We start from the raw sequence: 24,307 nt of genomic DNA, 5'->3' as shown, positions 1-24,307 counted from the left end.
GGATCGGATGAGGAGCGGCATGTTGGCGAGTGTGGCGTGGTGGTCTAAGAGCAAATCCCCCTCAATCCCCCTTTCTCAAAGGGGGAAGACAAGCGCGTCGCCTGCTCCGACACCGGGCCCCCCCTTTGCAAAAGGGGGGCTAGGGGGGATTTGCTTTGCGCTCCTGCTCCTGACCAGTCTCCCAGCCAGCGCCAAACCCCGCACCCTCGATACCTTCGAATCCACCGCCCCCTGGACCGTCGTCACCTCCAACCAGGTCAGCGGCCAGTTGCGCCTCGCCGACGGCGCGCAAGGCAAGGCGATCTGCCTGGACTACGACTTCAACGACGTCTCCGGCTATGTCGGCCTGCAGCGCGCCTTGCCGATGCAGTACCCGGACAACTACGCCTTCTCGTTCCAACTGCGCGGCGACTCGCCGGTCAACGACCTGCAGTTCAAGTTGGTCGACGACAGCGGCGACAACGTGTGGTGGGTCAACCGGCCCAAGTACGCGTTCCCGAAGCAGTGGACGCCGGTGGTCTATAAACAGCGCCACATCAGCCGCGCCTGGGGCCCGGCGCCGGACCCGACCCTGCGACGCAGCGCCAAGCTGGAATTCACTATCTACAACAGCAGCGGCGGCAAGGGCTCGGTGTGCTTCGACCAGCTGACCTTCGAGCCGCTGCCGAAGGACGACGACGCGCCGTTGACCGGCCGTGTCGTCGCGACTACCGCGGCCCAGGGCAGCCGCGCCGAGTTCGCCGTCGACGGCGATCCCAAGACCGCCTGGCACGCCGGCTTCGCGACCGATCCCGACCCGGCCCTCACCCTCGACCTGGGCCGCAAGCGCGAGTTCGGCGGCGTGGTGCTGCGCTGGGCGGATGACGAATACGCCTCCGATTACCGCCTGCAGCTGTCCGATGACGGCAAGCAATGGCAGCCAGCGATCGGCGTGCGGGGTGGCAACGGCGGCACCGACCATCTTCCGCTGCCCGAAGCCGAAGCGCGCTATCTGCGGCTGCTACCGGAGAACGGCGCGGGGCTCGGTTTTGGATTGGCCGAATTCAGTGTGCAGCCCTTGGCTTTCGCCGCCACGCCCAACGACTTCGTCGCCGCGATCGCCAAGGAGGCGCCGCGCGGCCGTTATCCGCGCGGTTTCAGCGGCGAGCAGCCGTACTGGACCATCGTCGGCGTCGATGGCGGTGAAGATCAGGGCCTGATCGGCGAGGATGGCGCGATCGAGGTGGGCAAGGGCGGTTTCAGCATCGAGCCGTTCGTGGTCAGTGGCGATCGGCTAGTCACCTGGGCCGATGCGCAAACCTCTCAATCCTTGCAGGACGGCTATCTACCGATCCCGTCGGTGAAATGGGCGCACCCTGAGTTCGCGCTGGATATCACGGCGTTCGCGCAGGGCGTGCGCGAAGACTCGACGCTGTACGCGCGCTACCGGCTCACAAACACCGGCGCTTCACCGCGTCGTTATGTGTTCGTGTTGGCCGCGCGCCCCTTGCAGGTCAATCCGCCCAGCCAGTTCCTCAATACCGTCGGCGGCGTCAGCCCGATTTACAAGATCTCCGCCAGCGAAGGGATTTTCACGGTGGCCGGCCGCGAGCGTGTTCGCGCCAGCAAGTCCGCGGCGGCTTTCGCCAGCGCCTACGATCAGGGCGATGTGGTAGAACGCCTCGCGAACGCGGACTGGTCGGGTTTCTGCAAGCAAGCTTGCGCCGACAACGAGCGGCCGTTCACCCTGGTCGGCAGCAGCGCCGCTGAAGTCAGCGACGCCAGCGGCCTGGCTTCCGGTGCTTTGCTCTACGCCGTCGAGCTGGCTCCGGGCGCCAGCCAGGACTTCAGTTGGGACTCGCGTTTGAGCGGTGCCAATCCCGCCGGGCCGCCGCCACCGCCGCGGTCGCCGCAGCAGGTGCAGGATGATGTGGCCCGGCAATGGCGCGACAAACTCGACCGCGTGCGCATTGCGGTGCCGAAGCAAGGCCAGCCTATCGTCGACACCTTGCGCACGGGCCTGGCCCACATGCTGATCAGCCGCGTCGGCCCGCGTTTGCAGCCGGGCACGCGCTCGTATTCGCGCGCCTGGATCCGTGACGGCGCGATGATAGGCGAGGGCCTGCTGCGCATGGGGCGCGAGGACGTGGCAGAGGAGTTCCTGCGCTGGTACGCGCCGTATCAGTTCGACAACGGCAAGGTGCCGTGCTGCGTGGACGACCGCGGCAGCGACCCGGTGCCGGAGAACGACAGCCACGGCGAGCTGATCTTCACCGTCGCCGAGGTCTACCGTTACCGCCGCGACCGCGCGTTGCTAGACGCGATGTGGCCGCACGTGGTGGGCGCGGTGAAGTACATGGACGAGCTGCGCCTGAGCGAGCGCACCGAGGCCAACCGCGCGAAGAACCCGGCCTTCTACGGCATGATGCCGGCGTCGATCAGCCACGAGGGCTATTCGGCCAAGCCGATGCACTCGTACTGGGATAATTTCTGGGCGCTGCGCGGCTACAAGGACGCGGTCGAGATCGCGCAATGGCTGGGCAAGGACGACGAGGCCCGGCGCATCAAAGCCTCGCGCGACCAATTCCGCGACGATCTCTACGCCTCCATCGCCGCCGCCACCCGCGACCGCGGCATCGATTTCATTCCGGGCGCCGCCGAGCTCGGCGATTTCGACGCCACCTCGACCACGATCGCGCTGGCGCCCGGCGGCGAGCAGGGGCGCCTGCCCGAGACGCTGCTGCGCAATACCTTCGAGCGCTACTGGAAGGAATTCGTGGACCGCCGCGACGGCCGCCGCGAGTGGAAGGACTACACGCCCTACGAGCTGCGCACCATCGGCAGCTTCGTGCGCCTGGGCTGGCGCGAGCGCGCGCACCAGGCTCTGGATTTCTTCTTCAAGGACCAGCAGCCGCGCGGCTGGAACCAATGGGCCGAGGTGGTCTCGCGTACGCCGCGCAAGCCGTTCTTCGTCGGCGACTTGCCGCATGCCTGGGTCGAGTCCGACTACGTGCGCTCGGCGCTGGACTTGTTCGCCTATACCCGCGACCTGGACGAGGCGCTGGTGATCGGCGCCGGTCTTCCGGCGGACTGGCTGGACGGCGAGGGCGTGTCGGTGACCGAGCTGCGCACGCCTTATGGCCCGCTGTCCTATCGTTTGCGCAGCCAGCGCAAGCAACTGCAGCTGAGCCTGGAGGCAGGCCTGACGCCGCCCGCCGGCGGCGTGGTGCTGAGCTGGCCTTACCCGCAGGCGCCGGGCGCCACCCGCATCGACGGCCAGCCCGCGCAATGGCGCAACGGCGAGCTGCGGATCGAGCGGGTGCCGGCGAAGGTGACGGTCGAGTTGGCGCAGTAGTCGTAGGCGAGGTTGCCGGCGAACTTGCGCCACCGTCCTGTAGGAGCGACGCAAGTCGCGACCCGCGCAGGTCGCCGAAGCTGCGCAATCGCGACTCACGTCGCTCCCACAGAAGGCGGGTCGCGCAGGTGACCGAAGTTTCGTGGTCGCGACTCGCGTCGCTCCTACCCCAAAGCCGCGGCCGCTCCTGGTGTAGCGCCGCCACCAAACAAGAACGCCGGGCCTGCGTGCAGGCCCGGCGCGGTGCCGGCGAGGGGAGGGCGCCGGCTCGGGGAGGGAATCAGGCGGCCAGACGCAGCGGGGTCGGAATCGACGCATGCGCCTGGGCGAGGGCGTCGCTGCGGTGCTGCGGCGAATAGGCCACGCCCTCGGCGCGTACGAACTCGACCTGGTCGATACCCAGGAAGGCGAACACCTGGCGGAGGTAGGGCTCCTGGAAGTCGGTGGGCGCGCCGGCGTGGAAGCCGCCGCGACCCGTGGCGACGATCACGCGCTTGCCCTTGGCCAGGCCTTCCGGCCCGTTCTCGGTATAGCGGAAGGTGCGGCCGGCGACGGCGACACGGTCGATCCAGGCCTTCAGGGTCGAGCTCACGCCGAAGTTGTACATGGGCGAGCCGATCACGATCACGTCGGCGTCCAGGAACTGCTGGATCACGCGCTCGCCCTCGTCGGCCTCGGCCGGATCGGCCTTGGCCAGGGTGCGACCGGTAAGATGCGGGATCGGCTCGGCGTCCAGGTCGCGGTACTCGACCTTGAGCGCCGGCAGAGCGTCCTGCCAGCGTGCCACCACGGCCGCGCTAAGCTCGCGGGTCACGGAATTGGCGCCCAGGGCGCTGGAATCGATGTGCAGGAGTTTCATGGCTGGCCTCGGTGGGCGGTTGCGGCGGCGCCGCGTTGAGGCAAACTGTAGTTCGTTGCAAAAATAGGATAAAGCTGGTTTAATATCACTTACTGTTCTGAATTCGGAACTATAGCCATGCACGATCTCAACGACCTCTACTACTTCGCGATGGTCGTAGACCACGCCGGTTTCGCCGCCGCCGAGCGCGCGCTGGGCATACCGAAGTCGCGTCTGAGCCGGCGCATCAGCCAGCTCGAGACCGATCTGGGCGTGCGCCTGCTGCAGCGTTCCACGCGTCGCTTCGCCGTCACCGACGTCGGCAACAGCGTCTATCGCCATGCCCAGTCGATGCTGGCCGAAGCCCAGGCCGCGCGCGAAGTGGTGGATCGCCTCAGCGCCGAGCCGCGCGGCGTGATCCGCGTCAGCGTGCCGGTCGGCCTGGCCCAGCAGCAGTTGCCCAAGCTGTTGCCCGAATTCCTGGCCAAGTACCCGCAGGTGCGCGTCCAACTGCACGTCAGCAACCGCCGCGTCGACATCATCAACGAAGGCATCGACGTCGCCTTGCGCGTGCGTTCCAAGCTCGACGACGACGGCAGCCTGGTGATGCGCAGCTTCGGCCAGATCCAGGAACTGCTGGTCGCCAGCCCGAAGTACCTCACCCGCATGGGCCGTCCCAAGAACCCCGACGAACTGTCCGACCATGTCACCCTCAGCATCAGCGAGGACGACGCCCGCCAGCGCTGGGAGCTGCACGGCCCCGACGGCGAAGTGCGCCGGGTCGAACTCAAGCCGCGCGTGATGGGCTTCGATTTCCCGATGCTGATGGCGCTGGCCGAACAGGGCGTGGGCATCACCCTGCTGCCGGAAACCGTCTGCGCCGAAGCCGTGCGCCGCGGCGAACTGGAAGTAGTGCTGCCGAACTGGCGCCTGCCGCAAGGCATCTTCCACGCCGTGTTCGCCTCCCGCCGCGGCCTGCTGCCGGCGGTGCGCGTGTTCATCGACTTCCTGGCCGAAAAGGCCCCGTCCCTGGTCGAGTCCGCGCGCCTGCAATGCAGCGACATCAAGGGCGCCCCGTGCCCCGACGGCGTCGCCAAGAACGACGCCAAGGCGCGCAGCAAGACCCCGGCATGAGAGAATCCCGCGGCGCCGCCGGCCACGCCCGGCGCCGCGACCCCGCTACGGAGAGATGGCCGAGTGGTTTAAGGCAGCGGTCTTGAAAACCGCCGAAGGGTTAAACCTTCCGTGGGTTCGAATCCCACTCTCTCCGCCAACATTTGGGGAACATCGCGAACAGCATCGTTTTGTTCGCTGTTCGTCGTTATGGCGTGTGCTGCAGCTCGGCCTTGTGAGCGCTATGTAGCGCCTGCATAAAAATCGGCGCCTGCGGCAACGCGATCGGTCCGATATCGCTCACCGCGACTCCGGGTGTCCACGAGTTCATGACCGCAGCGCCCGTCATGCCGGATAGATCGGCGAGCTGCACTTCCTGAGAACGCTGCGTCACACTCAGTCGATCCAACTGCCGCTGCACGATTCCCATCGTCGTGCCGATCAGCATGTCGGCGATTGGCCACACCACGGCTTCGCCATCCCAGAACACCAGGTTCCAGATCGAGGCTTCGCTAAGGCGGCCGTGGCGGTCCACGAAGGCGGCGTCGTCGAAACCTTGCGCGACGGCTGCGCGCAGGTAGTGGGTTTTGGCGACTTCGCCTACGTGCTTCACGCTGGCGAGCGGGCGTTCGTAGTCGAACGTGGCCAGGGATAGCGGGCCTGTGGGGCCGGTAGCGGCGGGGCTGGTGCGGATCAGGATTTCGGGTTCGATGCCGGGGCCGGCGACGACGAATTCGCCGGCGGGCGAGTAGACCGTGGCGGTCAGCGAGAGGTCGGCGGGGCCGGCTGCGATGGCGCTGTGCAGGTAGGCGCGGATGCGTTCGTCGGGCAGGGCGCGGCCGTACATCTGCATCGAGGCGGAACGCAGGCGGTCCAGGTGTAGGTCGAGGCCGCGGATTTTGCGGTCGCGGACTTGCATGGCGGTGAAGTGGGCGTGGCCGGCGAAGGCGAGTGGGGCGAGGGTTTCGGCGTTGGCGTCTTGGCCGTTGCGTTGGGTGACGTAGGTGGGCGAGGCAGTGAGCATGGCGGGGCACTCCAAGGATTAGGCGCTGCATTGCCCGTAGAAGCGCAGTGCAGCGGTTCGATGGGTGCGACTATCCGCCGCGGTTTCGATGCGGAGAAACGAATGTTTCTTGTTGGGGCTTCAAGTTTGGTTTGAAGTCTGGGACGCGTCGTAGATGGGGTTACGTGGTCGCGGCTTACGCCGCTCCTACCCCAAAGCGGGGTTGGCGTTGGGACGCGGGTGCGGCTATTTGCGGATATCGAAGCCGGGGTTGTCGTTGATCGAGCCGTCCGGTTCCAGCACGGCGTAGCGGCCGTCGGCGTGGAAGACCACCGGTATCGGTTCTTTGAACAGCGGGCGACGCACGAAGCGCAGGGTCCAGCGAAAGTGTTCCAGCGTCTCCAGGGCGGACAGCTGTTCGGGCGTCAGGCCGGCGCGCAGTTGCGCATCGGTCGGTTCGGCGGTGCGTCGGCGTTCCTTGTCCGGCATGTGGTGCGGCCCCGTGTAATGCCTGGCGTGGCTGACAGTCTGGTGTCCCGGCAGAGAATAAGGCGTGAGCGTGCCGGTGGCGCGGTCTTTCGCGGCATGGAAGCACGGAATCGGCCGGCAGACTTTGAGCGCGCGTAAAAGTTGTGATCTGAATCCCCAATCGGCGTGGCCGATGGTGCCAGCGGACGTGCTTAGAGCTGGAAGGCGATCGCGCGCACCGCGCCTTCCAGCAGGTCGGCGCCCATGCCGGCCGGGCGGGGCTGGTAGGCCTGGGATTCGCCGCGTCGGGCGTCGATCCATTGGGCAAGCCAGTCGATTTCGTGGCGGCCGTAGAACAGCACTGAGGCCTCGTGGTTAAGGAACAGACTGCGCAGGTCGAGGTTGATCGAGCCGCACATCGCCAGGTCGTCGTCGAACACCACCGCCTTGGCGTGCAGCATGCGCGGGTGCAGCCAGAAGCGCGCGCCGGCCGCGGCCAGGTCGCGCATGGAGCGGCGGCGGGCGAGGTCGGCGAGGCGGTGGTTGGATTGCGCGGGCAGGACCAGGTCGACTTGGATGCCGCGCAGCGCTGCCAGTTTTAATGTCTGTTGCAGGCTGTCGTCGGGCACGAAATAAGGCGTGACCGCGAGCAGGCGGCGGCGCACGCGGTAGCCGCCGGCGACCAGCAGGGCCTGGGCGCTGTCCTCGGGCAACTCGGGGCCGCTGGGCAGGAATTGGGCGGCCGCGACCAACGGTTGCGCGGGCTGGGGCACGGACGCGGCCAATGCGGGCAGCGGCCGGTGCACGGCCTTGCACCAGTCGCGTTCGAAGCGGTCGGCGGCGTCGGCGGCGACGGCGCCGTCGATGGTGAACGACAGGTCCAGCCAGGCCGGGCGCTCGGGCCGGTCGAGGAAGTATTCGATGGCGAGATTGCGGCCGCCGCTCCACAGGCGCTGGCCGTCGGCGATCGCGAGCTTGCGATGATTGCGCAGATTGCGCGGCGCTCCATCGGGGCGGCCGAGCAGACCACGGAAGAACGCGACCTCGGCGCCGCTGCGGCGCAAGGCGCGCAGGGCGGCGCGATCGGTGCGCAGCGAGCCGACGCCGTCCAGCAACAGCCGCACGCGCACGCCGCGTTGCTGGGCCGCGGCCAGCGCCTGCAGTACGCGTGCGCCGACCTGGTCGCTGCCGAGGATGAAGCTGCACACGTCCAAGCGCTGGCGAGCGCCGTCGATCAGCGCCAGCATCGATGCGAGCGCGGCCGTGCCGTCGGCGTCGAACTGCGTGTTCGCGCTGGCCGGCGTGGGCAGGCCCAGCGAGACCAGCAGTTCGGCGGCCCAATGCGTCTGCGCTTGCGTGTGCGCGCGCAGGTGCACGCGCTCGCGCGTGAGCTTGCGCCGGCCGAAGGCGAGATACAGCGGCAGCGCGAGGTAGGGCAGCAGGGCCAGCGCGATCACCCAGGCGATCGCGGCCGCGGGCGCGCGGCGTTCCTGGGCGACGCGCGTGGTCAGGACATAGATCAGCACCGCCAGCGCGGCGGCGGCCAGGTGCGCGAAGGTGCCCGTCAGCCAATGGAACATGCGTCTGCCTCGGCGCTAGCGCCGCGCCGGTGGAGCCGGCGCGTGCGCGTTGCAGGCAATGTACACCGGCGCCGCGCGCCGCCGCGTCAGCGTGCGGCGAACAGCGCGTTGATGTCGGCGTAGGGCATGGCGCCGGCGGACAGCGGCGCGGAGTCGCCGTCGCGGAAGAAGCCGCTGGCGAGCTCGGCGGCGCGCGCGAACAGGGTCTGCGACAGGCCGGAGCCCGCGCTGAGGCGGCGCACGCCCAACTGCGCCAGCTCCGCCGCGGCGGGCAGGCCCGGGCGTGCGAGCACGTTCACCGGCAGGGGCGTGCCGGCGACGACGTCGGCGATATCGCTGCGCTCGACGATGCCGGGCACGAACAGGCCGTCGGCGCCGGCGTCGCGGTACAGCCGCGCGCGCGCCAGGGTGGCGCCGACGCGCTCGCCTTCGGGGGCGAGGCCGCGCAGGTAGATGTCGGTGCGCACGTTGACGAAGAGGTCGACGCCGGCCTGGGCGCAGGCGCGCTTGATCGCGTCGAGCTTGGCGCACAGCGCCTCGGGCGTGCCGTCGCCGTCTTCGAGATTGATGCCGACCGCGCCCAGCGCGCCCAGCCGCGCGATCGTCGCGCCGACCGTGGCCGGATCGTCGGAATAGCCGCCTTCGGCGTCGACCGTCAGCGGCACGCGGATCGCGCGCGCGATGCTTTCCACCGCGGCGTACAGGCGTTCGACCGGCAGCGCGTCGCCGTCGGCGTAACCGTTCGACCAGGCCAGGCCGGCGCTGGTGGTGGCGACGGCTTTCGCGCCCAGGCTTTCGATCAAGCGCGCGCTGCCCGCGTCCCAGGCGTTGGCGAGCAGGAGCAGGCCGTCCTGATGCAGACGGCGGAACGTGGTGGCGTGGTCGGTCATGCGGTGCTCCGGGGGAGAGGGCTGGGTGCGGTCATGATGACCGCTGGGCGCGATGCCGACTCGCCGGATTCGGACAGCGCCGTGGCGCTGTGCTCGGGGTCGCGTCGGCGGGCATCGATCACGATAGCCTGCGTGCCGTTGGCAACCTGTGCGGCGCTTGCGAATTCGCCGCAAAACGGGTGCTACGCGCTCGCGGCGGCAGGCGCCGCGAGCGCCGATCGCGTTACGGCGCGGACTGCGCGTCCCAACGACGCAGTGCGCGTTCCACCGCATCCACGCCGCGCGCGGCCGCGACCGCGTCGACCTGGCTGACGGTGTCGGCATCGCTATGGATCACCTGCATCACCTTCGGCACCGGCTTGGGCTTCTTGCCGGCGAACGCTTCCAACGTCAGCGGAATCTCCGCCGCGCCGAGCAGCGAGTACGACACCGCCGGCCAGCCGGCTTTAAGGAAGGCCAGGTGATCGGACGGCGGATACTTGTCGCCGGCGGACAGGCTGATACCGGTTTCGTCGGTGGCGGCGCGCGATGCGGCGACCAGCGGCTGATTGGCATCGGGCGTCATCATCCACAGCGTGTCGCCCCAGCCGAACACGTCGAAATTGACGTACAGCGCGGGCTTGACCTTGCCGTCGGCGACGTAGGCCTTGGCGCCGAGCAGGCCGCGTTCCTCCAGGTCCCAGAACGCGACCGCGACGCGATGGTGCCGCAGCGGTTCGCGCTTGAAGCGTTCGGCCAGGGCCAGCACGGCCGCGCTGCCGGAGGCGTTGTCGGTGGCGCCGCGGCCGACGTCTACCTTGTCCGAATGCGCGCCCAGCAGCAGCAGCGGCGCATCGGCCGAGCCGGAGACGTCGGCCAGCAGGTTTTCGCCGCTGTGTTCGCCGACGCTGAACGGTACGGCGCTCCACTGGATGCCCAGGCCCTGCAGGCGGCGCTGGATCACCGCGCGACGGTCGCCGGCGGCCTGGCTGTCGGACATCGCGACCACGTCGGCCAGCCAGCCGGCGGCGGCGGGTTGGCTGGTGGCGTCGACGCTCGCCGGCGGTGCGGCCGGCGCAACCGGCGCGGTTTGCGCGCAGGCGGCGATCGCGAGGCTGAGCGCGAGGACGACAAGACGGCTTTTGTGCGGCATTTGGGTTCCTTCGCCTAACGAATTAGCTGGAGTTTGCACAGCGCGGCAATGGATCGAATGTGCCAAAGGTTCGCGACTGCTTGCGTGCCCCGCGGGCGCCGCGTAGCCTCGTTTGCGGCAGGCCGCAGCGGCCGGGGACAGCATGACGATACGCGTTTACCTTGTCGACGATCACGCGCTGGTGCGAACCGGCATGCGCATGATCTTGTCGGCGGAAACCGACATCGAAGTGGTGGGCGACGCCGAAAGCGGCGAGCTCGCCTTGCCGGAAATCCGCAAGCTGCGTCCCGACGTGGTGCTGTGCGATCTGCATCTGCCCGGCTACAGCGGGCTGGAAGTGACCGAGCGCGTGATCAAGGGCGACCACGGCACGCGGGTGATCATCGTGTCGGTGCTGGAGGACGGGCCGATGCCGCAGCGCCTGCTCGCGGCCGGCGCCTCGGGCTACGTCAACAAGGGTGGCGACGCCGCCGAGCTGTTGCGCGCGGTGCGCGACGTCGCGCGCGGCAAGCGTTACCTGGCCGTCGCGATCGCCCAGAACATGGCTTTGGCCAAGGTCGACGGCGGCGCGTCGCCGTTCGACGAATTGTCGCCGCGCGAAATCGAAATCGCGCTGTTGCTGGTGCAGGGGCTGCGCCAGGAAGAGATCGCCAAGCGTCTGAGCCTTAGCGCCAAGACCGTCAACACCCACAAGACGCGCTTGTTCGCGAAGCTGGGCGTGGTCGACACCATCGCGCTGGCGCGCTTGGCCGGGCAGTACGGTTTGGCGGATCCGGCGCACGCGTTGTAAGCGGCGCCACAGGTTACGCGGCACGCTTCGCCGCTCATGGTTCGACACGCTCACCACGAACGGCTCGTGGGGTTTCTTCGCCTTTGCTTGTCTTCCCCCTTTGCAAAAGGGGGATTGAGGGGGATTTGCTTTTGCTTTGGCGCGGGCCCACCGCTCATGGTTCGACAAGCTCACCACGAGCGGCTCGTCACGAACGCCTCCGTTCCTAGCCCCCAAATAGAAACGGGCCGCAGCTAGCGGCCCGTTTCCTGTCGCACTACGACCTCACCCGATCAGGCGTGACGGTCGCCTTCCTTGGGCTCGTCGTCCGCATCGGCCTGGCCTTCGACCGCGGCATCGGCAGGTGCCGGCGTCGCGGGACGCGGCGGCTGCGGGACCGGATCGAACAGGCTGGCGGTGTGCGGCATCGACGGCGCGACGGCTTCCGCCTTCGCTTCGACCGCCGGCACCACGGCCGGCGTTTCGACCACGGTCTCTTCGATCGCGACCGGTGCCGGCACGACTTCGGCTTCGACCACCAGCGGGGCGACGACTTCAGGCTCGACCACGACCGCGGTGGGCGTCACGACGGCCGGTTCGTCGGCCTTGGGCGCGGCGGGCTGGGCGTACTGCGGCGCGATCACGACCGGCGCTTCGACGGGCTTCGGTGCCTCGTAAGCCTGCGGTGCTTCGTAGGCCTTGGGCGCTTCGGCCTTCGGAGCCTCATAGGCCTTCGGGGCTTCGTACGCCTTCGGCGCCACGTAGGCGCTAGTGGGCGCTTCCGTCTTGGCTGCGGCGGCGACTGGCGCTGCTTCCACCGGAGCGGTCGCGACCGGCGCGATCGCGGCCGCCGCGGCGGCGGCGGGCGTCGGCTCCACGGCCGGCGCGGTCTCGACCGCCTGGACGGCGGTCGCGGCCGCAGGCACGACCTGTTCGGCGGCGTTGTAGCTGCGCGTGGGCTCGTGCGGTTCGAACACCGGCTGGGTGTCGAAGGACGGCGTGGCGGCCACGGCGGCGGCGACCGGTGCCGCGGTCGCGACCGCGCTGGGCGCGGCCGGAGCGGGCGCCGAAGCCGGAGCCGGCTTGGCCGGTGCCGAGGCGTCGTCGTCGAAATCGAACTCGGGCTGCGAGCGGTTCGCGGCCGCGACCGGCGTCGCGCCCGGCTCGTCGCCGGCTTCGTCGTCGTCGTCGTTCAAGACATCGTCGTGCAGCTGCGATTCGCCGGCGGCGCCGGCTTCGCCCGCACCGCGACGACGGCGGCGACCGCCGCGACGGCCACGGCGGCGACGGCCGCCGCTTTCGCCGGCGGCGTCATCGGCTGCGGCGCCGTTCTCGTTGCTGGCATTGACGGCGTCTTCGCGCTTGATCGCTTCCTCAGCGGCCACGGCTTCGCCGGTCGCGGCGGCGACGGCGGGCAGGGCAGCGGCGGCGGCGATCGCGGGTGCGTTCAGCGCTTCGGTGTCGGGCTTGGGCTGCGCTGCGGCCGGCTTGGGCTCGCGCGGCGGACGCGGGGCGTTGTTGGCCTGCGCCTGCTGCGGAGCGTTGCCCGTGCGCTGCTCTTCGCCCTGCGGTTGCTGCTGGGGCTTGGGTTGCTTGGGCTGCTGCGCCTGCTGCTGCTTGGGCGGGTTCTGCGGCTGCGCTTGCTTGGCCGGCTGCTCCTGCTTGACGCGCGGCTGCTGCTGGCCGCCCGGGGCCTGCTGCTGGGCCTGCGGCTTGTCGCGGCGCTGCTCGTCGCGGCGACCGCCATCGCGGCCGCCCTTGCCGTTGCGGCCTTCGTTGCGGCCGTCGCGGCGCTGACCGCCGTTGCGGTCGCCGCGTTCGTTACGGCCGCGGCCGTCCTGCGCGCGCGCGGCCGGAGCCGGCGCGGCGGGGGCAGCGGCGGCGCCGCCGCGGAACAGGTTGATGAGGCGTCCGAACAAACCGACCTGCGGCGCCGCGACCACCACCGGCGCCGGCACCGCGAAAGCGGCCACGGCGGCCGGCTCTTCGCGCGGCTCGCGCATCGGCGCGGGCTGTGCGGGCTTGACGTTGGTCACCATCGGCGCATCCGGAATGTTCAGATGGGCCTTGGTCAGGGCGTGGGTCGGCAGCTTGCGCGGGGTGCCGCGCTGGTAGCTGGGCTTGCTGGATTCTTCGCCCAGCTCGTTCTCGCGGATGCGGGTGACCTCGTAGTGCGGGGTCTCCAACTGCTCGTCGGCGACGATCACGATCGGCGAGTCGTGGCGCTGTTCGATCTCGCTGAGCGCGCGGCGCTTTTCGTTGAGCAGGTAGTTGGCGATCTCGGTCGGGGCCTGCACCAGCACCTGGCCGGTGTTCTCCTTCATCGCGTGCTCTTCGGCCACGCGCAGGATCGACAGCGACAGCGATTCGACGCTGCGCATGCGGCCGTGGCCGTCGCAACGCGGGCAGACCAGCTGGCTGGACTCGCCCAGCGACGGGCGCAGGCGCTGGCGGCTCAGCTCGAGCAGGCCGAAGCGCGAGATGCGGCCGATCTGGACGCGCGCGCGGTCCTGCTTGAGGGCATTTTGCAGCTTGTTCTCGACCTCGCGCTGGTGGCGGTTGGACGACATGTCGATGAAGTCGATCACCACCAGGCCGCCGAGGTCGCGCAGGCGCATCTGGCGGGCGACTTCCTCGGCTGCTTCCAGGTTGGTGTTGAACGCGGTTTCCTCGATGTCGCCGCCCTTGGTGGCGCGCGCCGAGTTCACGTCGACCGCGGTCAGGGCCTCGGTCTGGTCGATCACCAGGGCGCCGCCGGAGGGCAGGCGTACGGTGCGCTCGTAGGCGTTCTCGATCTGCGACTCGATCTGGAAGCGGTTGAACAGCGGGGTATCGTCGCTGTACTTCTTCAGCTTGCGCAGGTTGTGCGGCATGACTTGTTCGACGAAGTCGCGCGCCTCGGCGTACATCTCGTCGGTGTCGACCAGGATCTCGCCGATGTCCGGGCGCATGTAGTCGCGCAGGGCGCGGATGATCAGGCGCGATTCCTGGTAGATCAGGAACGGCGAGGGCTTGCTCAGGGCGCCCTCGGCGATCGACTTCCAGACCTGGAGCAGGTAGTCCAGGTCCCATTGCAGCTCTTCGGCATCGCGGCCGACGCCGGCGGTGCGGATGATCACGCCCATGTCGTCGGGGATGGCCAGCTTGTCCATCGCCTCCTTGAGGGCGGCGCGGTCGTCGCCCTCGATGCGGCGCGAGACGCCGCCGGCGGTGGGCGAGTTCGGCATCAGCACCATGTAGCGGCCGGCCAGGGAGATGAACGTGGTCAGGGCGGCGCCCTTGTTGCCGCGCTCTTCCTTATCGACCTGAACCACCACTTCCTGGCCTTCGCGCAGGAGCTCGCGCAGGCCGGCCTTGTTGTGGTCGACGCCGGCCTGGAAATAGTCGCGGGAGATTTCCTTCAGCGGCAGAAAGCCGTGGCGCTCGGCGCCGTATTCCACGAACGCCGCTTCGAGCGAGGGCTCGAGGCGGGTGATGCGACCCTTGTAGATGTTGGACTTCTTCTGTTCCTTGGCCGGTTGTTCGATGTCGATGTCGTACAGGTTCTGGCCGTCGACGATCGCGACGCGCAGTTCTTCCGCCTGCGTCGCATTGATCAGCATGCGCTTCATTGTTGCGTTCCTCGCGCGCTCTACCGCGCGGAACGCCATGGCGTTTCGCTATCTGGGAACCGAAGCCCCGCCGTCGCGGCCTGTACGCTGCAGGGCGGTAAACCGCTCTGCGCCCGGCGCGCGCCGGCGAAACTTCCACTACCAGCGCTTCTACACCACGGCACGCCGCGGGAGCGCTTGTTTCTTTATTGCCTGACTTTCGGACCGGCGACGCGAACGTCGCTCGGGGCGGGGGCCCGGCGGCAGCCTTCGGTTCGAACCGGGGCGCCGCGCGGGTCGTGTTCATCGCGATGGTGTCGCCCCTGCGGGAGAACCACCGGGCGAGGGCGGGTTCCGCCGGACCGTCGCTGCTAACATGGCTACCCCGTGGGCAGTGGTTAGACGCGGACCGGAATCGCGAGGAGGGGCTTTCGGCCCACATCCTGCGGTCATGCCCATCTGGCGCGACCTGCAGGACAACTCCCAGCGAAATCAAAACCTTATCTCGCGTCGCGAGTGTAACAGATAACGCTTTCCGGATGACCTCTCCAGCCAACACCGCCACGGGCCCCGGGGCCCGCACTATTCGTGTGCCGGACGACCGTGAAGGTCAGCGGCTCGACAACTTCCTGCTCGGCCAGCTCAAAGGCGCGCCGCGTTCATTGATTTATAAGCTGGTCCGTTCGGGCCAGGTCCGGGTCAACGGCGGCCGCGCCAAGGCCGAGCGCAAGCTAGAGGCCGGCGACGAGGTGCGCATTCCGCCGGTCCGTCTCAGCGAGGTCGGAGAAAAAGCGGCCCCGCCCAAGGGCTTCATGGACGCCCTGGACGCCGCGATCGTGTTCGAGGACGCGCGCCTGCTGGCCCTGAACAAGCCCTCCGGGGTGGCCAGCCACGGCGGTAGCGGCATCAGTTTCGGCGCCATCGAGACCCTGCGCGCGCTGCGCCCCGGCCAGACCCTGGAGCTGGTCCATCGCCTGGACCGCGACACCTCGGGGCTGCTGATCGTGGCCAAGAAGCGTTCGGCCCTGACCGAGATGCAGGCCCTGATGCGCGAGGATGGCGGTATCGCAAAACGCTACCTGGCCCTGCTGACCGGGCGCGTGCCCGACGGGGTGATGAGCGTGGATGCGCCGTTGCACATCGGCCTGCGCCAGGGCGGCGAGCGCCACGTTCAGGTCCACCGCGACGGCAAGGCCTCGCTCAGCCATTTCAAGGTGCTGGAGCGGCGCGGCGGGCAGTCCTATTGCGAGGTCCGGATCGAGACCGGCCGCACCCACCAGATCCGCGTGCACGCCCAGCACATCGGCCACGCGGTGGCCGGCGACGACAAGTACGGCGACCCGGAGGCCAACAAGCGCCTGCGCGACCAGGCCGGCCTGCGCCGGCTGTTCCTGCATGCCTCGACCCTGGAGTTCGCGCTGGACGGCGGCCGCGAACCTTATCTATTGAACGCGCCGCTGGCGCCGGAGTTGATCGAGGTGCTGGATCGGTTGGCTTGATCGGGGGCTGGGGATGCGCACACGTATTTTCATAGCGACGTTTTGTTTGCTTGTGTCGGCTTGCGAGGCGCCGGCGCCTGCCGTAGTCGCTAAGCCCGGTTCGTCCGCTGTGGCCGCTCCGGTGGCGCCGGCGGAACCGTTGTCGATGCAGCGAGAGCCGATGGGTGTGTCGCTCTACCAACTCGTGGCCACGCCGGAGCGATTCGATGGCAAGCGCGTCCGCGTCAAGGGTTACTTGCACCTTGAGTTCGAAGGCAACGCGCTTTACCCACACCGTGAAGACTTCGAGCTAGCGCTATACAAGAACGGTGTTTGGATCGATCTTGAGAGTTGTGGGCCACGCTCAGCGGGACCATTGAACGACACCAATGTTCTTGTCGAGGCGACGTTCTCCAGCCAGGACAGGGGGCACTTGGATCTGTGGTCCGGCGCACTGTCGGAAGTAAGCCGATGCGAAGGCTGGGGGCGTCGAGGGCGGCAATAGGGGCTGCAAGCGAAGCAGGGTTGCGCGATCTAGCGGCTGGGTCGCGATTGGACCGTTCGAGCTGGTGCGGTTGTCACCGCACCCTACGAGAGCCAAGCGACTGAGCCGAAGCTCGCGTCGGCTATAGCCGCGCGCCTCAACGCACCTCGATCGCCGTGCTGCTGCGCAGTTCGCCGTCGACGCGGACTTCGAACAGGTAGGGGCCCGCGCTCAGCGGCTGCGGCGTGGCGTAGTCGAGGTTGCTGAGTTCGGCGCGCGCCGGGGGGTCCAGGCTGCGGCTTTCTTCGTGCACCACCGGATACAGGTCGGGGTTGTCGCTGGCCTTGGGGTCGGCGCGGCGCAGCGCCAGCCTGAGCTCGAGCTTGGCGGGTACGTACAGGCCGATCTTCGCGCGCAGCGGTTGGCCGACCGGGGGTGGGGTGAGCTGCGCGGCGCCTTGCGCGTCGACCAGGGCCACGCTCACGCGCCGGCAGCTTTCGGACGAGACCTCGGGCAGCACGAAATCGACCGGAATGCGCGCCCGCGACGGCGTGGCCTGGCCGTTGAAGATCTCCGGGGTCCAGCGCGTCTCGCGGGCGGCCGCAAACGCGGCGCGGTCGAGGTTGCGGTTGCGCGAGCTGTGTTCGATCCCGACGTCGAGCACGTCGCCTTCGGCCCCGATCGTCACGACCAAAGTGGTAGTGCCGGAGATGCGCATGCAGGCTTCGGCGTCGGGGTAGCGCACCCGCATCGGGGTCTTCATCTTGGCGTCGCGCTGGCGCAGGCGCGGATCGACCACGCGTGGCGGTGTGTCCCAGCCGCCCGGCGGCGGCGAGGGAGGCGGCGGAGGCGGCGTTTGCGCGTGAACCGCGGCATACGACGACAACAGGATCAGCGCGAATAGGGGTGCGGCGCGGCTTGCAAGGGTACGGATCATGTAAAACGAGGCCTCCCCAGGTCTCGGTGGGATGCGCTGCCGCCGCCATGACGGACGCGGACGCCATCATCGCCGATTCGCGTGCGCTCGCCGCGCGCTCGTCCGATGTCTTGCGGCAGGCCGTGCGCGGCTTGCGGCAGCGCCACCGGCGCGCGCACGGAACGCCTCAGCGCACTTCGAATTCGTGGTGCGCGCGCGGCTCGCCGTCGACCAACACGTCCAGCGCGTAGCGCCCCGGGCTGGGCGGCCGCGGCACGCTTGCGTCGAACGAGCTGCGACGCTCGTTGTCCGGTCGCTCCAGCTTGCGGCGCTGTTCGTGGATCGGGGATTCGCTCTGCGACGGCGCGCCGATGCGGCGCAATTGCAACCGCGCTTCCAGTGCGGCCGGCACGAACAATTCCACCCGCATCTCGATCGGCTCCGCGGATGCGGGAATAACGTCCTCGCCGTCGTCGCCGAACAGGGTGATCTCGACGCGCCGACAGTACTCGCGCGGCTCATCGTCCGACACGAACTTCACCGCCAGGGGCAGGCTGGAGGCGACCGCTTCGCCGTTCACGATTTCGGCCTGCCAGCGCGTGCGACGCGCGCCCTCGACCGCCGCGCGGTCTAGTTCGGCGCTGCCCGAGCTGCGTTCGATCTCGACCGCCGACACACTGTCGTCGGCGCCGACGGTGACGATCAAGCCGACGGTGCCCTCTATGCGCAAACAGGCCTGATCGCGCGGATAGCGCGGTTGCACTGCCGAGCGCGCGGCGAGCGGGCGCTGCGGCTTGCTCGGATCGATCGCGACCGATGCCGGCGGGGCAGGTGACGCGGATGTGGCCGGGGTTTGCGCGGTCGCACTGCCGGCCAACAGGATCAGCGCGAGTGGCCACAGCCTGCGGCGATTCGGACGAACGGACATGGTGGCGCGGCTCCCCGGAGCTCGTGATGCTGCGAATGCGAATAGACGAGCCAAGACAAAGGCCGCGCGCGAACCGCACGGCCTCAGACCCCAGCGCAATCCTCGCTCAGAGCTTGTTTTTCTTTTCCTCGTCGTACACGAAGCACGACTCCGGACGCACCGCCGGCGGGGCGAAGGTCACCGGCACCTGGATCGAGACCGGCGTGGGCTTGCCGGCGCGGGTGGCGGCGCGGAAGGTCCAGCCGCGCACCGCCGCGACCGCGGCGTCGTCGAGCTGCTTGGTCTTGCTGGTCTGGACGATGCGGATATCGGTGGGCTTGCCCTCGACCCCGATGACGACCTTGAGCACGGCCGTGCCGCCGATGTCCTCGCAGCCTAGTTCCATCGGGTAGGTGGGGGGCGGCGTGCTCACCGCGAGAGGCTCGGTGGAGCGGATGATGGGTTCCTCGGCCGGCTTCTTGCAGGCCGCGAGCGACGCGCACAGGGCCAAGGTCGCGGCCACGATGCGCAGGGAAGGGAACGAAACGGGGCTGGTCATGGCGGCGGTCAACCGGTGAGGGCGTCGGCTTTGGCGGCGCAGATGAAATCGTTCTCGCTGAGCCCGCCGACGTCGTGAGTGGAATAACGCACCACGCAACGGTCGTAATGCACGCCCAGGTCGGGGTGGTGGTCCTCGCGATGGGCCATGAAGGCCAGCGCGTTCACGAAGGCCATGGTGCGGTAGTAGTCGTCGAAGCGGAAGGTGCGCACCAGCGCGTGACCGTCTTCGGCCAGTTCCCAGCCCGGCACTTCCGGCAGCAGTTCGCGCACGCGCGCCTCGCTGAGGCGGTGTTCGCTGCCGCGGCGGGCCAGGCAATGCGCCTGGGCGAGGGGGATCAGATCGTTCATCGGACTTGCGCTCCTTGCGGGGCTGGGCTGCGGGTCCGTTCGGGCTTGCCTGAATGGAACTCGCAACAGCGGCCGCCGCGGCCGTCGGGGTGTGTCTTCACGTGACACGGACCCCGCTAGAATAGCCCCATGATCAACATTTCCGAATCCGCGCAGACCCATTTCCGCAAGCTGATCGAGCGCGAGGCGCTGCCTGGCCTGGGCGTGAAGCTGTCGGCGGTGCATGCCGGTACGCCGCGCGCGGACGTGCGCCTGGAGTTCGCCGAGCCCGGCGACCTGGCCGGCGACGAATGGGCGATCGACTGCGACGGCTTCACCCTGTGGCTGGAAGCGGTCAGCGTGAAGTACCTGGACGGCGCCGAGATCGACTACGAAACCATGGCCACCGGCGGCCAGCTGCAGATCCGCGCGCCCAAGATCAAGGGCGAGGCGCCGACCGACTCGGCCTCGCTGGTCGAGCGCGTGCATTGGCTGGTCGAGCACGAGATCAATCCGCAGCTGGCCGAACATCGCGGCCACGTGTCGGTGCAGGAAGTGACCGCCGAGGGCGTGGTGCTGCTGCGCTTCGGCGGCGGTTGCCACGGCTGCGGTATGGCCGACGTCACCCTCAAGCAGGGCATCGAGAAGACCCTGATGAGCAAGGTGCCCGGCGTGACCGCGGTGCGCGACGCCACCGACCACGAGACCGGCGAGGCTCCGTATATCCGCCGTGAATCCGCGGCCTGAGCCCGGCGCGGCGCCGTAGATGTATTCCGCCGCCGCACTCATCGAAGCCCTGCAGCGCAGGCTGCGTCTGAATGTGCGTCGCGATTCGCTCAAGCCCGGCGAGTTTCCGCCCGGCTGGGCGACCTGGTTCGCCGCCATGGGCGAACGCGTCGGCCGGGTGACCGGCGCGCCCGCCGCCGCCATCGTCGATCAACTGCTGGAACGGCCGCTGACCCAGCCGCCGCGCCGGGTCGGCGATCTCAACCGTTGGCAGGCCTTCGCGACGCTGTGGCGCCAGCAATGGCAGCCGCCGGAGCGCGAGACCCGCGGCGTGCACTGGTTCGCGGTCGTGGTCACGCTGTTGTGGCATTTGTTCTTCGGCGGCCTGCTGCTGTGGCTGATGTACCTGCAGTTCCTGGGCACGCCGGCGCCGCCGCCCGAGGGCGAGACCGTGGTCCAGGTCGAGTACATCGGCGTGGGCACGCCGGAGGAACCCGGAGGCGGCCCCGACCAGCCCAGCCAGCAACCGCAGGAATCCGCGGCCCAGGCCGCGCCGGCGCCGGCCGATGCGGCCGCGTCGGCGACCGCCAGCATCGCCTCGCCGGCGCTGCCCACGCCGACCCTGGAAGCGGCCGCGCCCGATATCCCGCAGCGCGACGTGCCCGAGCCGCAGTTGCCGCCGCCGACGGTGGAGCAGCCGGTGGCGGTGAGCGAGCCGGTGCCCAGCCCGCCGGAAACCACCGTCTTCACCCTGCCGCCGACCAAGCGCCGCACCGAGACCGCGATCGTCGTGCCGGAGCTGTCGTCGCCGACCCAGCAAGTACGCCAGGCCGACGTCTCCGAGCCGGTGCAGCCGATCCGGCGCGACCTGCCGCAGCGCGAACTCGCCGCGCCGTCTCTGAGCGCGCGCCTGCCCGAGGTCGCCGCGCGCGAAGTGCCGGCGCCGCTGCAGCGCGCGCCGGTACGCGAACTGCCGACTCCGACCGCGACCGCGCCGCAGCTGCGCGCGGCCACTCCGAACGTGCGCACCCGCGATGTTCCGGCGCCGGCCGCTGCCGCCGCGAGCGCGGCCGCGACGGCGCCTGCGTCGTCGTCGGCGTCGTCCAGCGCGCCCGCTTCGACGGCGGCGACGCGTTCGGCGCCGACCGCCGCGCCCAGCACCGCCGGCACGCCGAGCCCCAGCGGCACGCGTCCGGCCGCGAGTGCCGGCGGCGCCGGTCCCAAGCCGACGCCGGCGCCGGGCGGCATCGCCACGCCGCGGCGCGGCGACGACTGGGGCCAGTCCACGCGCAACGTCCCCGGCGGCCAGCGCGGCGAGAAGCCGGGCTTGTTCAACAGCGACGGCAGCGTGCGCCTGGGCGAGCAGCCGGGCTCGGCCTCGCCGGGCTTCCCGCCGGGCACGATCACTCAGGAAATCAAGAACATCGACCGCGCCGGCACCTGGCTGCGGCGCAAGCCCAACGATTACGAGCCGACCGCGTTCGACAAGTACTGGCGGCCCAACGAGACCCTGTTGCAGGAGTGGGTGCGCAAGGGCTTCAAGGAAGTCGCGATCCCGATCCCGGGCACCACCAAGAGCATCGTCTGCGGCGTCTCGCTGCTGGCCCTGGGCGGCGCCTGCAGCATCAACGACCCCAACCTCAACGAGCAGCCCGCGATCGCGCGCCCACCGCCGGACATTCCGTTCAAGCCCGGCCTGCAGGAGGACAATGGCAGCGTGAAGCCTGGGGGCTAGGGGCTTAGGAGCGAGAAGTGAGTAGTGAGGAGTGAGAAGTGAGAAGTGAGTAACGAGGAGCGCTGGTCGCTCACTGCGCACTTCTCATTTCCAAAAAAAAGGCCCGCCGAAGCGGGCCTTTTTGCTATCGCGTGCGCCTGAATCAATGCACGTTATGCAGATCGTGCAGCTTGCTTTCGCGCGAACCGAAGTAGGCGGCGAGGTCGGCGATCTGCTGGTCGGTCAAGGGCTTGGCCTGGCTCGCCATCGTCGAATTCTCGCGGTCGCCATCGCGGTACATCTGCAGCGAGTGCGCGATGTAGTCGTGGTACTGGCCGCCGAGCATGGGGTAGGTGGCGTCGATCGGGGCATTGCCTTCGGCGCCGTGGCAGTCCACGCAGGACTGGCCGGTGGCCGCGCTCTTGGTGCTGGCCAACTTCTCGCCGGCGGCGATGTGGCCGGCCGGCAGGCCGGACGAGGAGGAGGTGTGGCCTTCGGCGCGGTCGGCGGAGGAATGCTCGGCCGGGGTGTCGCCCTGCGAGCAGGCGGACACGGCGAGGGCGGCGAACAGGGCGATGGCGAGGTGCTTGGTCGTCATGGGGCGGCTGCTCACTGCTTCGCGGTCGAAAGGAAGGCGGCGATATCGGCGATGTCCTGATCCGAGAAGCTCTGCGCCTGCGCCTGCATCGTCGGATGCTTGCGGGTGCCCTTCTTGTATTCGGTCAACGCGGTGGTCAGGTACACCTCCGACTGGCCGACGATCTTCGGCACGTGATAGTTCGGATAGGCGTTCTTGTAGCCGGTGACGCCGTGGCAGCCCTGGCAGGTGTAGGTGAGCTGGCGACCCGTGTCGGCGTTGCCCTTGATGGCCGGCGCCTTGGCGGCGGGAGCCGGAGCGGCGGTGGCCGCGGCCGGAGCGGCGGGAGTGGCGGCCGGAGCCTTGTCCTCGGCGTTCGCGGCCAATGCGGCGGCGATGGTCAGGGCAAAGCAGGCGGCGATCGTCAGCGGTCGCATCATGTCGTAATCCGCAATCTCGAATGGCTAGCGAAAGAGTTGTAGCTGGCTGTGCACGGTCACGACCGCGCATAAGTCCGCAAGTATAGCCCGCGATGCGGATGCAACGAAGTCGTCCCTCGATGCATCGCATAGACAGGGTGTGCCGATGAGGCGCGCGTCGCCCGTTGTCCTGTTTGCCGGTCGCCGCGCCCTGGGCATGGCGGCAGTCACCATGACCTTCGGCGGATGCGGTTTCGGAGGTGGGTGATATACCTATATACAACACCGGCACAAGCGCCGGTTCCAGCTAGCAAGTTCAGCCATCGGGGTCGTCTGAAATGCGTCAAAACACCACATTCCGTAAGGCCGGGGCCGCCCGTGTCGCTCTCCTGGCGCTGTCCTGCGCCCTGGCCCTGACGGCCTGCAAGGGCGGCGGCGGGGCCGGCGAGGCCCAGGCCAAGGAACAGAAGGCGCCCGACGCCGTCCCGGTCGAAGTCGCCCTGGCCTCGCGCCGGGCGATCGCGGCCAGCTACACCGGCACCGCCCCCCTGGAGGCGCGCGCCGAATCCCAGGTGGTCGCCAAGACCTCGGGCGTGGCCTTGAACGTGATGGCCGAGGAAGGCCAGATCGTGCACGCCGGCCAGACCCTGGTGCGCCTGGACTCGGCGCGTTCGGAACTGCAGGCCGCCCAGACCTCGGCGCAGATGCGCAAGCTGGAGGCCAACTTCGCCCGTTCCAAGCAATTGGCCGAGCAGCGCCTGCTCAGCGCCAACGACAACGACCAACTGCGCTACGACCTGGAAAACGCGCGCGCCGCCAACCGTCTGGCCAATCTCGAACTGTCCTACGCCAACGTGCAGGCGCCTATCTCGGGCGTGATCGCCTCGCGTTCGATCAAGACCGGCAACTTCGTCCAGATCAACACTCCGATCTTCCGCATCGTCGACACCTCGCGCCTGGAAGCCACGCTCAATGTCCCCGAGCGCGAGCTGGCCACCCTCAAGGCCGGCCTGCCGGTACAGCTGGCGGTCGACGCGCTGCCGGGCAAGATCTTCCAGGGCACGGTCGATCGCGTCGCCCCGGTGGTGGACTCGGGCAGCGGCACCTTCCGCGTGGTCTGCACCTTCGCCGGCGGCGACACCCTGCAGCCGGGCATGTTCGGCCGCGTCCGCATCGACTACGACAACCGCGCCGACGCCCTGGTGGTGCCGCGCATCGCATTGCTCGAAGACGAGGGCGATCCGGCGGTGTTCGTGATCCGCAACGCCAGGGCCGCGCGCGTACCGATCAAGCTGGGCTACCTGGACGGCGAATGGGCCGAGGTGCGCGCCGGCATCAAGCAGGGCGATCAGGTCGTGGTGGCGGGCAAGACCGCGCTGCGCGACGGCACCCTGGTGCAGTTGATCGGCAAGAACGCGCCCAAGCAGGTCGCGTCCGCCGAGAAATCCGATAAGCCGAAGCAGTAAGGGCGGAGACGCACC

Annotated in this window: 20 protein-coding genes and 1 tRNA gene; 8 read left to right on the top strand and 13 right to left on the bottom strand. The window is 69.0% G+C overall.

Annotated elements, in window-relative coordinates:
- The first annotated feature begins 148 nt into the window (after positions 1 to 148).
- On the top strand, positions 149 to 3,334 hold the full coding sequence (locus tag ASE43_RS03350) for a discoidin domain-containing protein (RefSeq protein ID WP_157499680.1): 3,186 nt from the start codon (positions 149 to 151) through the stop codon (positions 3,332 to 3,334).
- A 280-nt stretch (positions 3,335 to 3,614) separates the two neighbouring features.
- On the opposite strand, the gene ASE43_RS03345 is transcribed toward ASE43_RS03350, so the two are convergent.
- The gene (locus ASE43_RS03345) at positions 3,615 to 4,193 is read right to left on the bottom strand and encodes an NAD(P)H-dependent oxidoreductase (protein WP_057159463.1); all 579 of its coding nucleotides are present in this window, start codon (positions 4,191 to 4,193) and stop codon (positions 3,615 to 3,617) included.
- A gap of 117 nt (positions 4,194 to 4,310) precedes the next feature.
- Between ASE43_RS03345 and ASE43_RS03340 the strand changes: the two genes are divergently transcribed.
- Together ASE43_RS03340 and ASE43_RS03335 are read left to right on the top strand one after the other, a co-directional pair.
- Positions 4,311 to 5,306 (top strand): LysR family transcriptional regulator, encoded by a 996-nt coding sequence (locus ASE43_RS03340; RefSeq protein ID WP_057159462.1) that lies wholly within the window; start codon positions 4,311 to 4,313, stop codon positions 5,304 to 5,306.
- A gap of 49 nt (positions 5,307 to 5,355) precedes the next feature.
- Positions 5,356 to 5,445 (top strand) — tRNA-Ser (locus ASE43_RS03335).
- Between the two features lie 48 nt (positions 5,446 to 5,493).
- Here ASE43_RS03335 and ASE43_RS03330 read toward each other — a convergent pair.
- The 5 genes from ASE43_RS03330 to ASE43_RS03310 form a co-directional block, all read right to left on the bottom strand.
- Positions 5,494 to 6,324: an aminotransferase class IV family protein gene (locus tag ASE43_RS03330; RefSeq protein ID WP_235568637.1), complete on the bottom strand. Its 831-nt coding sequence runs from the start codon at positions 6,322 to 6,324 to the stop codon at positions 5,494 to 5,496.
- Positions 6,325 to 6,534: 210 nt separating this feature from the next.
- On the bottom strand, positions 6,535 to 6,777 hold the full coding sequence (locus ASE43_RS03325) for a hypothetical protein (RefSeq protein ID WP_056175144.1): 243 nt from the start codon (positions 6,775 to 6,777) through the stop codon (positions 6,535 to 6,537).
- A gap of 191 nt (positions 6,778 to 6,968) precedes the next feature.
- The gene (locus tag ASE43_RS03320; protein ID WP_057159460.1) at positions 6,969 to 8,336 is read right to left on the bottom strand and encodes a phospholipase D-like domain-containing protein; all 1,368 of its coding nucleotides are present in this window, start codon (positions 8,334 to 8,336) and stop codon (positions 6,969 to 6,971) included.
- An 86-nt stretch (positions 8,337 to 8,422) separates the two neighbouring features.
- Positions 8,423 to 9,226 (bottom strand): isocitrate lyase/phosphoenolpyruvate mutase family protein, encoded by an 804-nt coding sequence (locus ASE43_RS03315; protein WP_057159459.1) that lies wholly within the window; start codon positions 9,224 to 9,226, stop codon positions 8,423 to 8,425.
- A gap of 223 nt (positions 9,227 to 9,449) precedes the next feature.
- The gene (locus ASE43_RS03310) at positions 9,450 to 10,358 is read right to left on the bottom strand and encodes a M20/M25/M40 family metallo-hydrolase (protein WP_057159458.1); all 909 of its coding nucleotides are present in this window, start codon (positions 10,356 to 10,358) and stop codon (positions 9,450 to 9,452) included.
- Between the two features lie 142 nt (positions 10,359 to 10,500).
- On the opposite strand from ASE43_RS03310, the gene ASE43_RS03305 reads away from it, so the two are divergent.
- Positions 10,501 to 11,148: a response regulator gene (locus tag ASE43_RS03305; protein WP_056175131.1), complete on the top strand. Its 648-nt coding sequence runs from the start codon at positions 10,501 to 10,503 to the stop codon at positions 11,146 to 11,148.
- A gap of 272 nt (positions 11,149 to 11,420) precedes the next feature.
- Here the strand turns inward: ASE43_RS03305 and ASE43_RS03300 are convergent, their stop codons facing one another.
- Positions 11,421 to 14,738, bottom strand: coding sequence for an Rne/Rng family ribonuclease (locus tag ASE43_RS03300; protein ID WP_057159457.1), 3,318 nt, complete (start codon positions 14,736 to 14,738; stop codon positions 11,421 to 11,423).
- Between the two features lie 518 nt (positions 14,739 to 15,256).
- On the opposite strand from ASE43_RS03300, the gene ASE43_RS03295 reads away from it, so the two are divergent.
- On the top strand, positions 15,257 to 16,216 hold the full coding sequence (locus tag ASE43_RS03295) for an RluA family pseudouridine synthase (RefSeq protein WP_056175124.1): 960 nt from the start codon (positions 15,257 to 15,259) through the stop codon (positions 16,214 to 16,216).
- 620 nt (positions 16,217 to 16,836) lie between these two features.
- Here the strand turns inward: ASE43_RS03295 and ASE43_RS03290 are convergent.
- The 4 genes from ASE43_RS03290 to ASE43_RS03275 all read right to left on the bottom strand — a co-directional run bounded on the left by ASE43_RS03290 (position 16,837) and on the right by ASE43_RS03275 (position 19,411).
- Positions 16,837 to 17,616, bottom strand: a complete 780-nt coding sequence (locus ASE43_RS03290; protein WP_057159456.1) for an energy transducer TonB — start codon at positions 17,614 to 17,616, stop codon at positions 16,837 to 16,839.
- A gap of 166 nt (positions 17,617 to 17,782) precedes the next feature.
- Complete coding sequence (locus tag ASE43_RS03285) at positions 17,783 to 18,523, bottom strand: energy transducer TonB (RefSeq protein WP_057159455.1); 741 nt, start codon at positions 18,521 to 18,523, stop codon at positions 17,783 to 17,785.
- 106 nt (positions 18,524 to 18,629) lie between these two features.
- The gene (locus ASE43_RS03280) at positions 18,630 to 19,061 is read right to left on the bottom strand and encodes an energy transducer TonB (protein ID WP_057159856.1); all 432 of its coding nucleotides are present in this window, start codon (positions 19,059 to 19,061) and stop codon (positions 18,630 to 18,632) included.
- Positions 19,062 to 19,069: 8 nt separating this feature from the next.
- The gene (locus ASE43_RS03275; RefSeq protein WP_056175111.1) at positions 19,070 to 19,411 is read right to left on the bottom strand and encodes a 4a-hydroxytetrahydrobiopterin dehydratase; all 342 of its coding nucleotides are present in this window, start codon (positions 19,409 to 19,411) and stop codon (positions 19,070 to 19,072) included.
- Between the two features lie 129 nt (positions 19,412 to 19,540).
- Here ASE43_RS03275 and ASE43_RS03270 point away from each other — a divergent pair, with 129 nt between their 5' ends.
- Positions 19,541 to 20,137 carry an NfuA family Fe-S biogenesis protein gene (locus ASE43_RS03270; RefSeq protein ID WP_056175108.1) on the top strand — a complete coding sequence of 199 codons (597 nt, stop codon included), beginning with the start codon at positions 19,541 to 19,543 and terminating at the stop codon, positions 20,135 to 20,137.
- Positions 20,138 to 20,156: 19 nt separating this feature from the next.
- Positions 20,157 to 21,851, top strand: a complete 1,695-nt coding sequence (locus ASE43_RS03265; protein WP_057159454.1) for a hypothetical protein — start codon at positions 20,157 to 20,159, stop codon at positions 21,849 to 21,851.
- Positions 21,852 to 21,993: 142 nt separating this feature from the next.
- Here the strand turns inward: ASE43_RS03265 and ASE43_RS03260 are convergent, their stop codons facing one another.
- Together ASE43_RS03260 and ASE43_RS03255 are read right to left on the bottom strand one after the other, a co-directional pair.
- Entirely contained in the window at positions 21,994 to 22,428 is a 435-nt protein-coding gene (locus ASE43_RS03260) for a c-type cytochrome (protein WP_056175104.1), read from the bottom strand.
- 11 nt (positions 22,429 to 22,439) lie between these two features.
- The gene (locus ASE43_RS03255) at positions 22,440 to 22,844 is read right to left on the bottom strand and encodes a cytochrome c (RefSeq protein ID WP_056176647.1); all 405 of its coding nucleotides are present in this window, start codon (positions 22,842 to 22,844) and stop codon (positions 22,440 to 22,442) included.
- Positions 22,845 to 23,164: 320 nt separating this feature from the next.
- On the opposite strand from ASE43_RS03255, the gene ASE43_RS03250 reads away from it, so the two are divergent.
- On the top strand, positions 23,165 to 24,292 hold the full coding sequence (locus ASE43_RS03250; RefSeq protein ID WP_057159453.1) for an efflux RND transporter periplasmic adaptor subunit: 1,128 nt from the start codon (positions 23,165 to 23,167) through the stop codon (positions 24,290 to 24,292).
- Positions 24,293 to 24,307: the final 15 nt, after the last annotated feature.

Source organism: Lysobacter sp. Root983 (assembly GCF_001429345.1).
In the GTDB taxonomy this organism is placed as follows: domain Bacteria; phylum Pseudomonadota; class Gammaproteobacteria; order Xanthomonadales; family Xanthomonadaceae; genus Lysobacter.
Note: the sequence above shows the minus strand (reverse complement) of the source record. Positions and strands in the feature narration are given on the sequence as shown.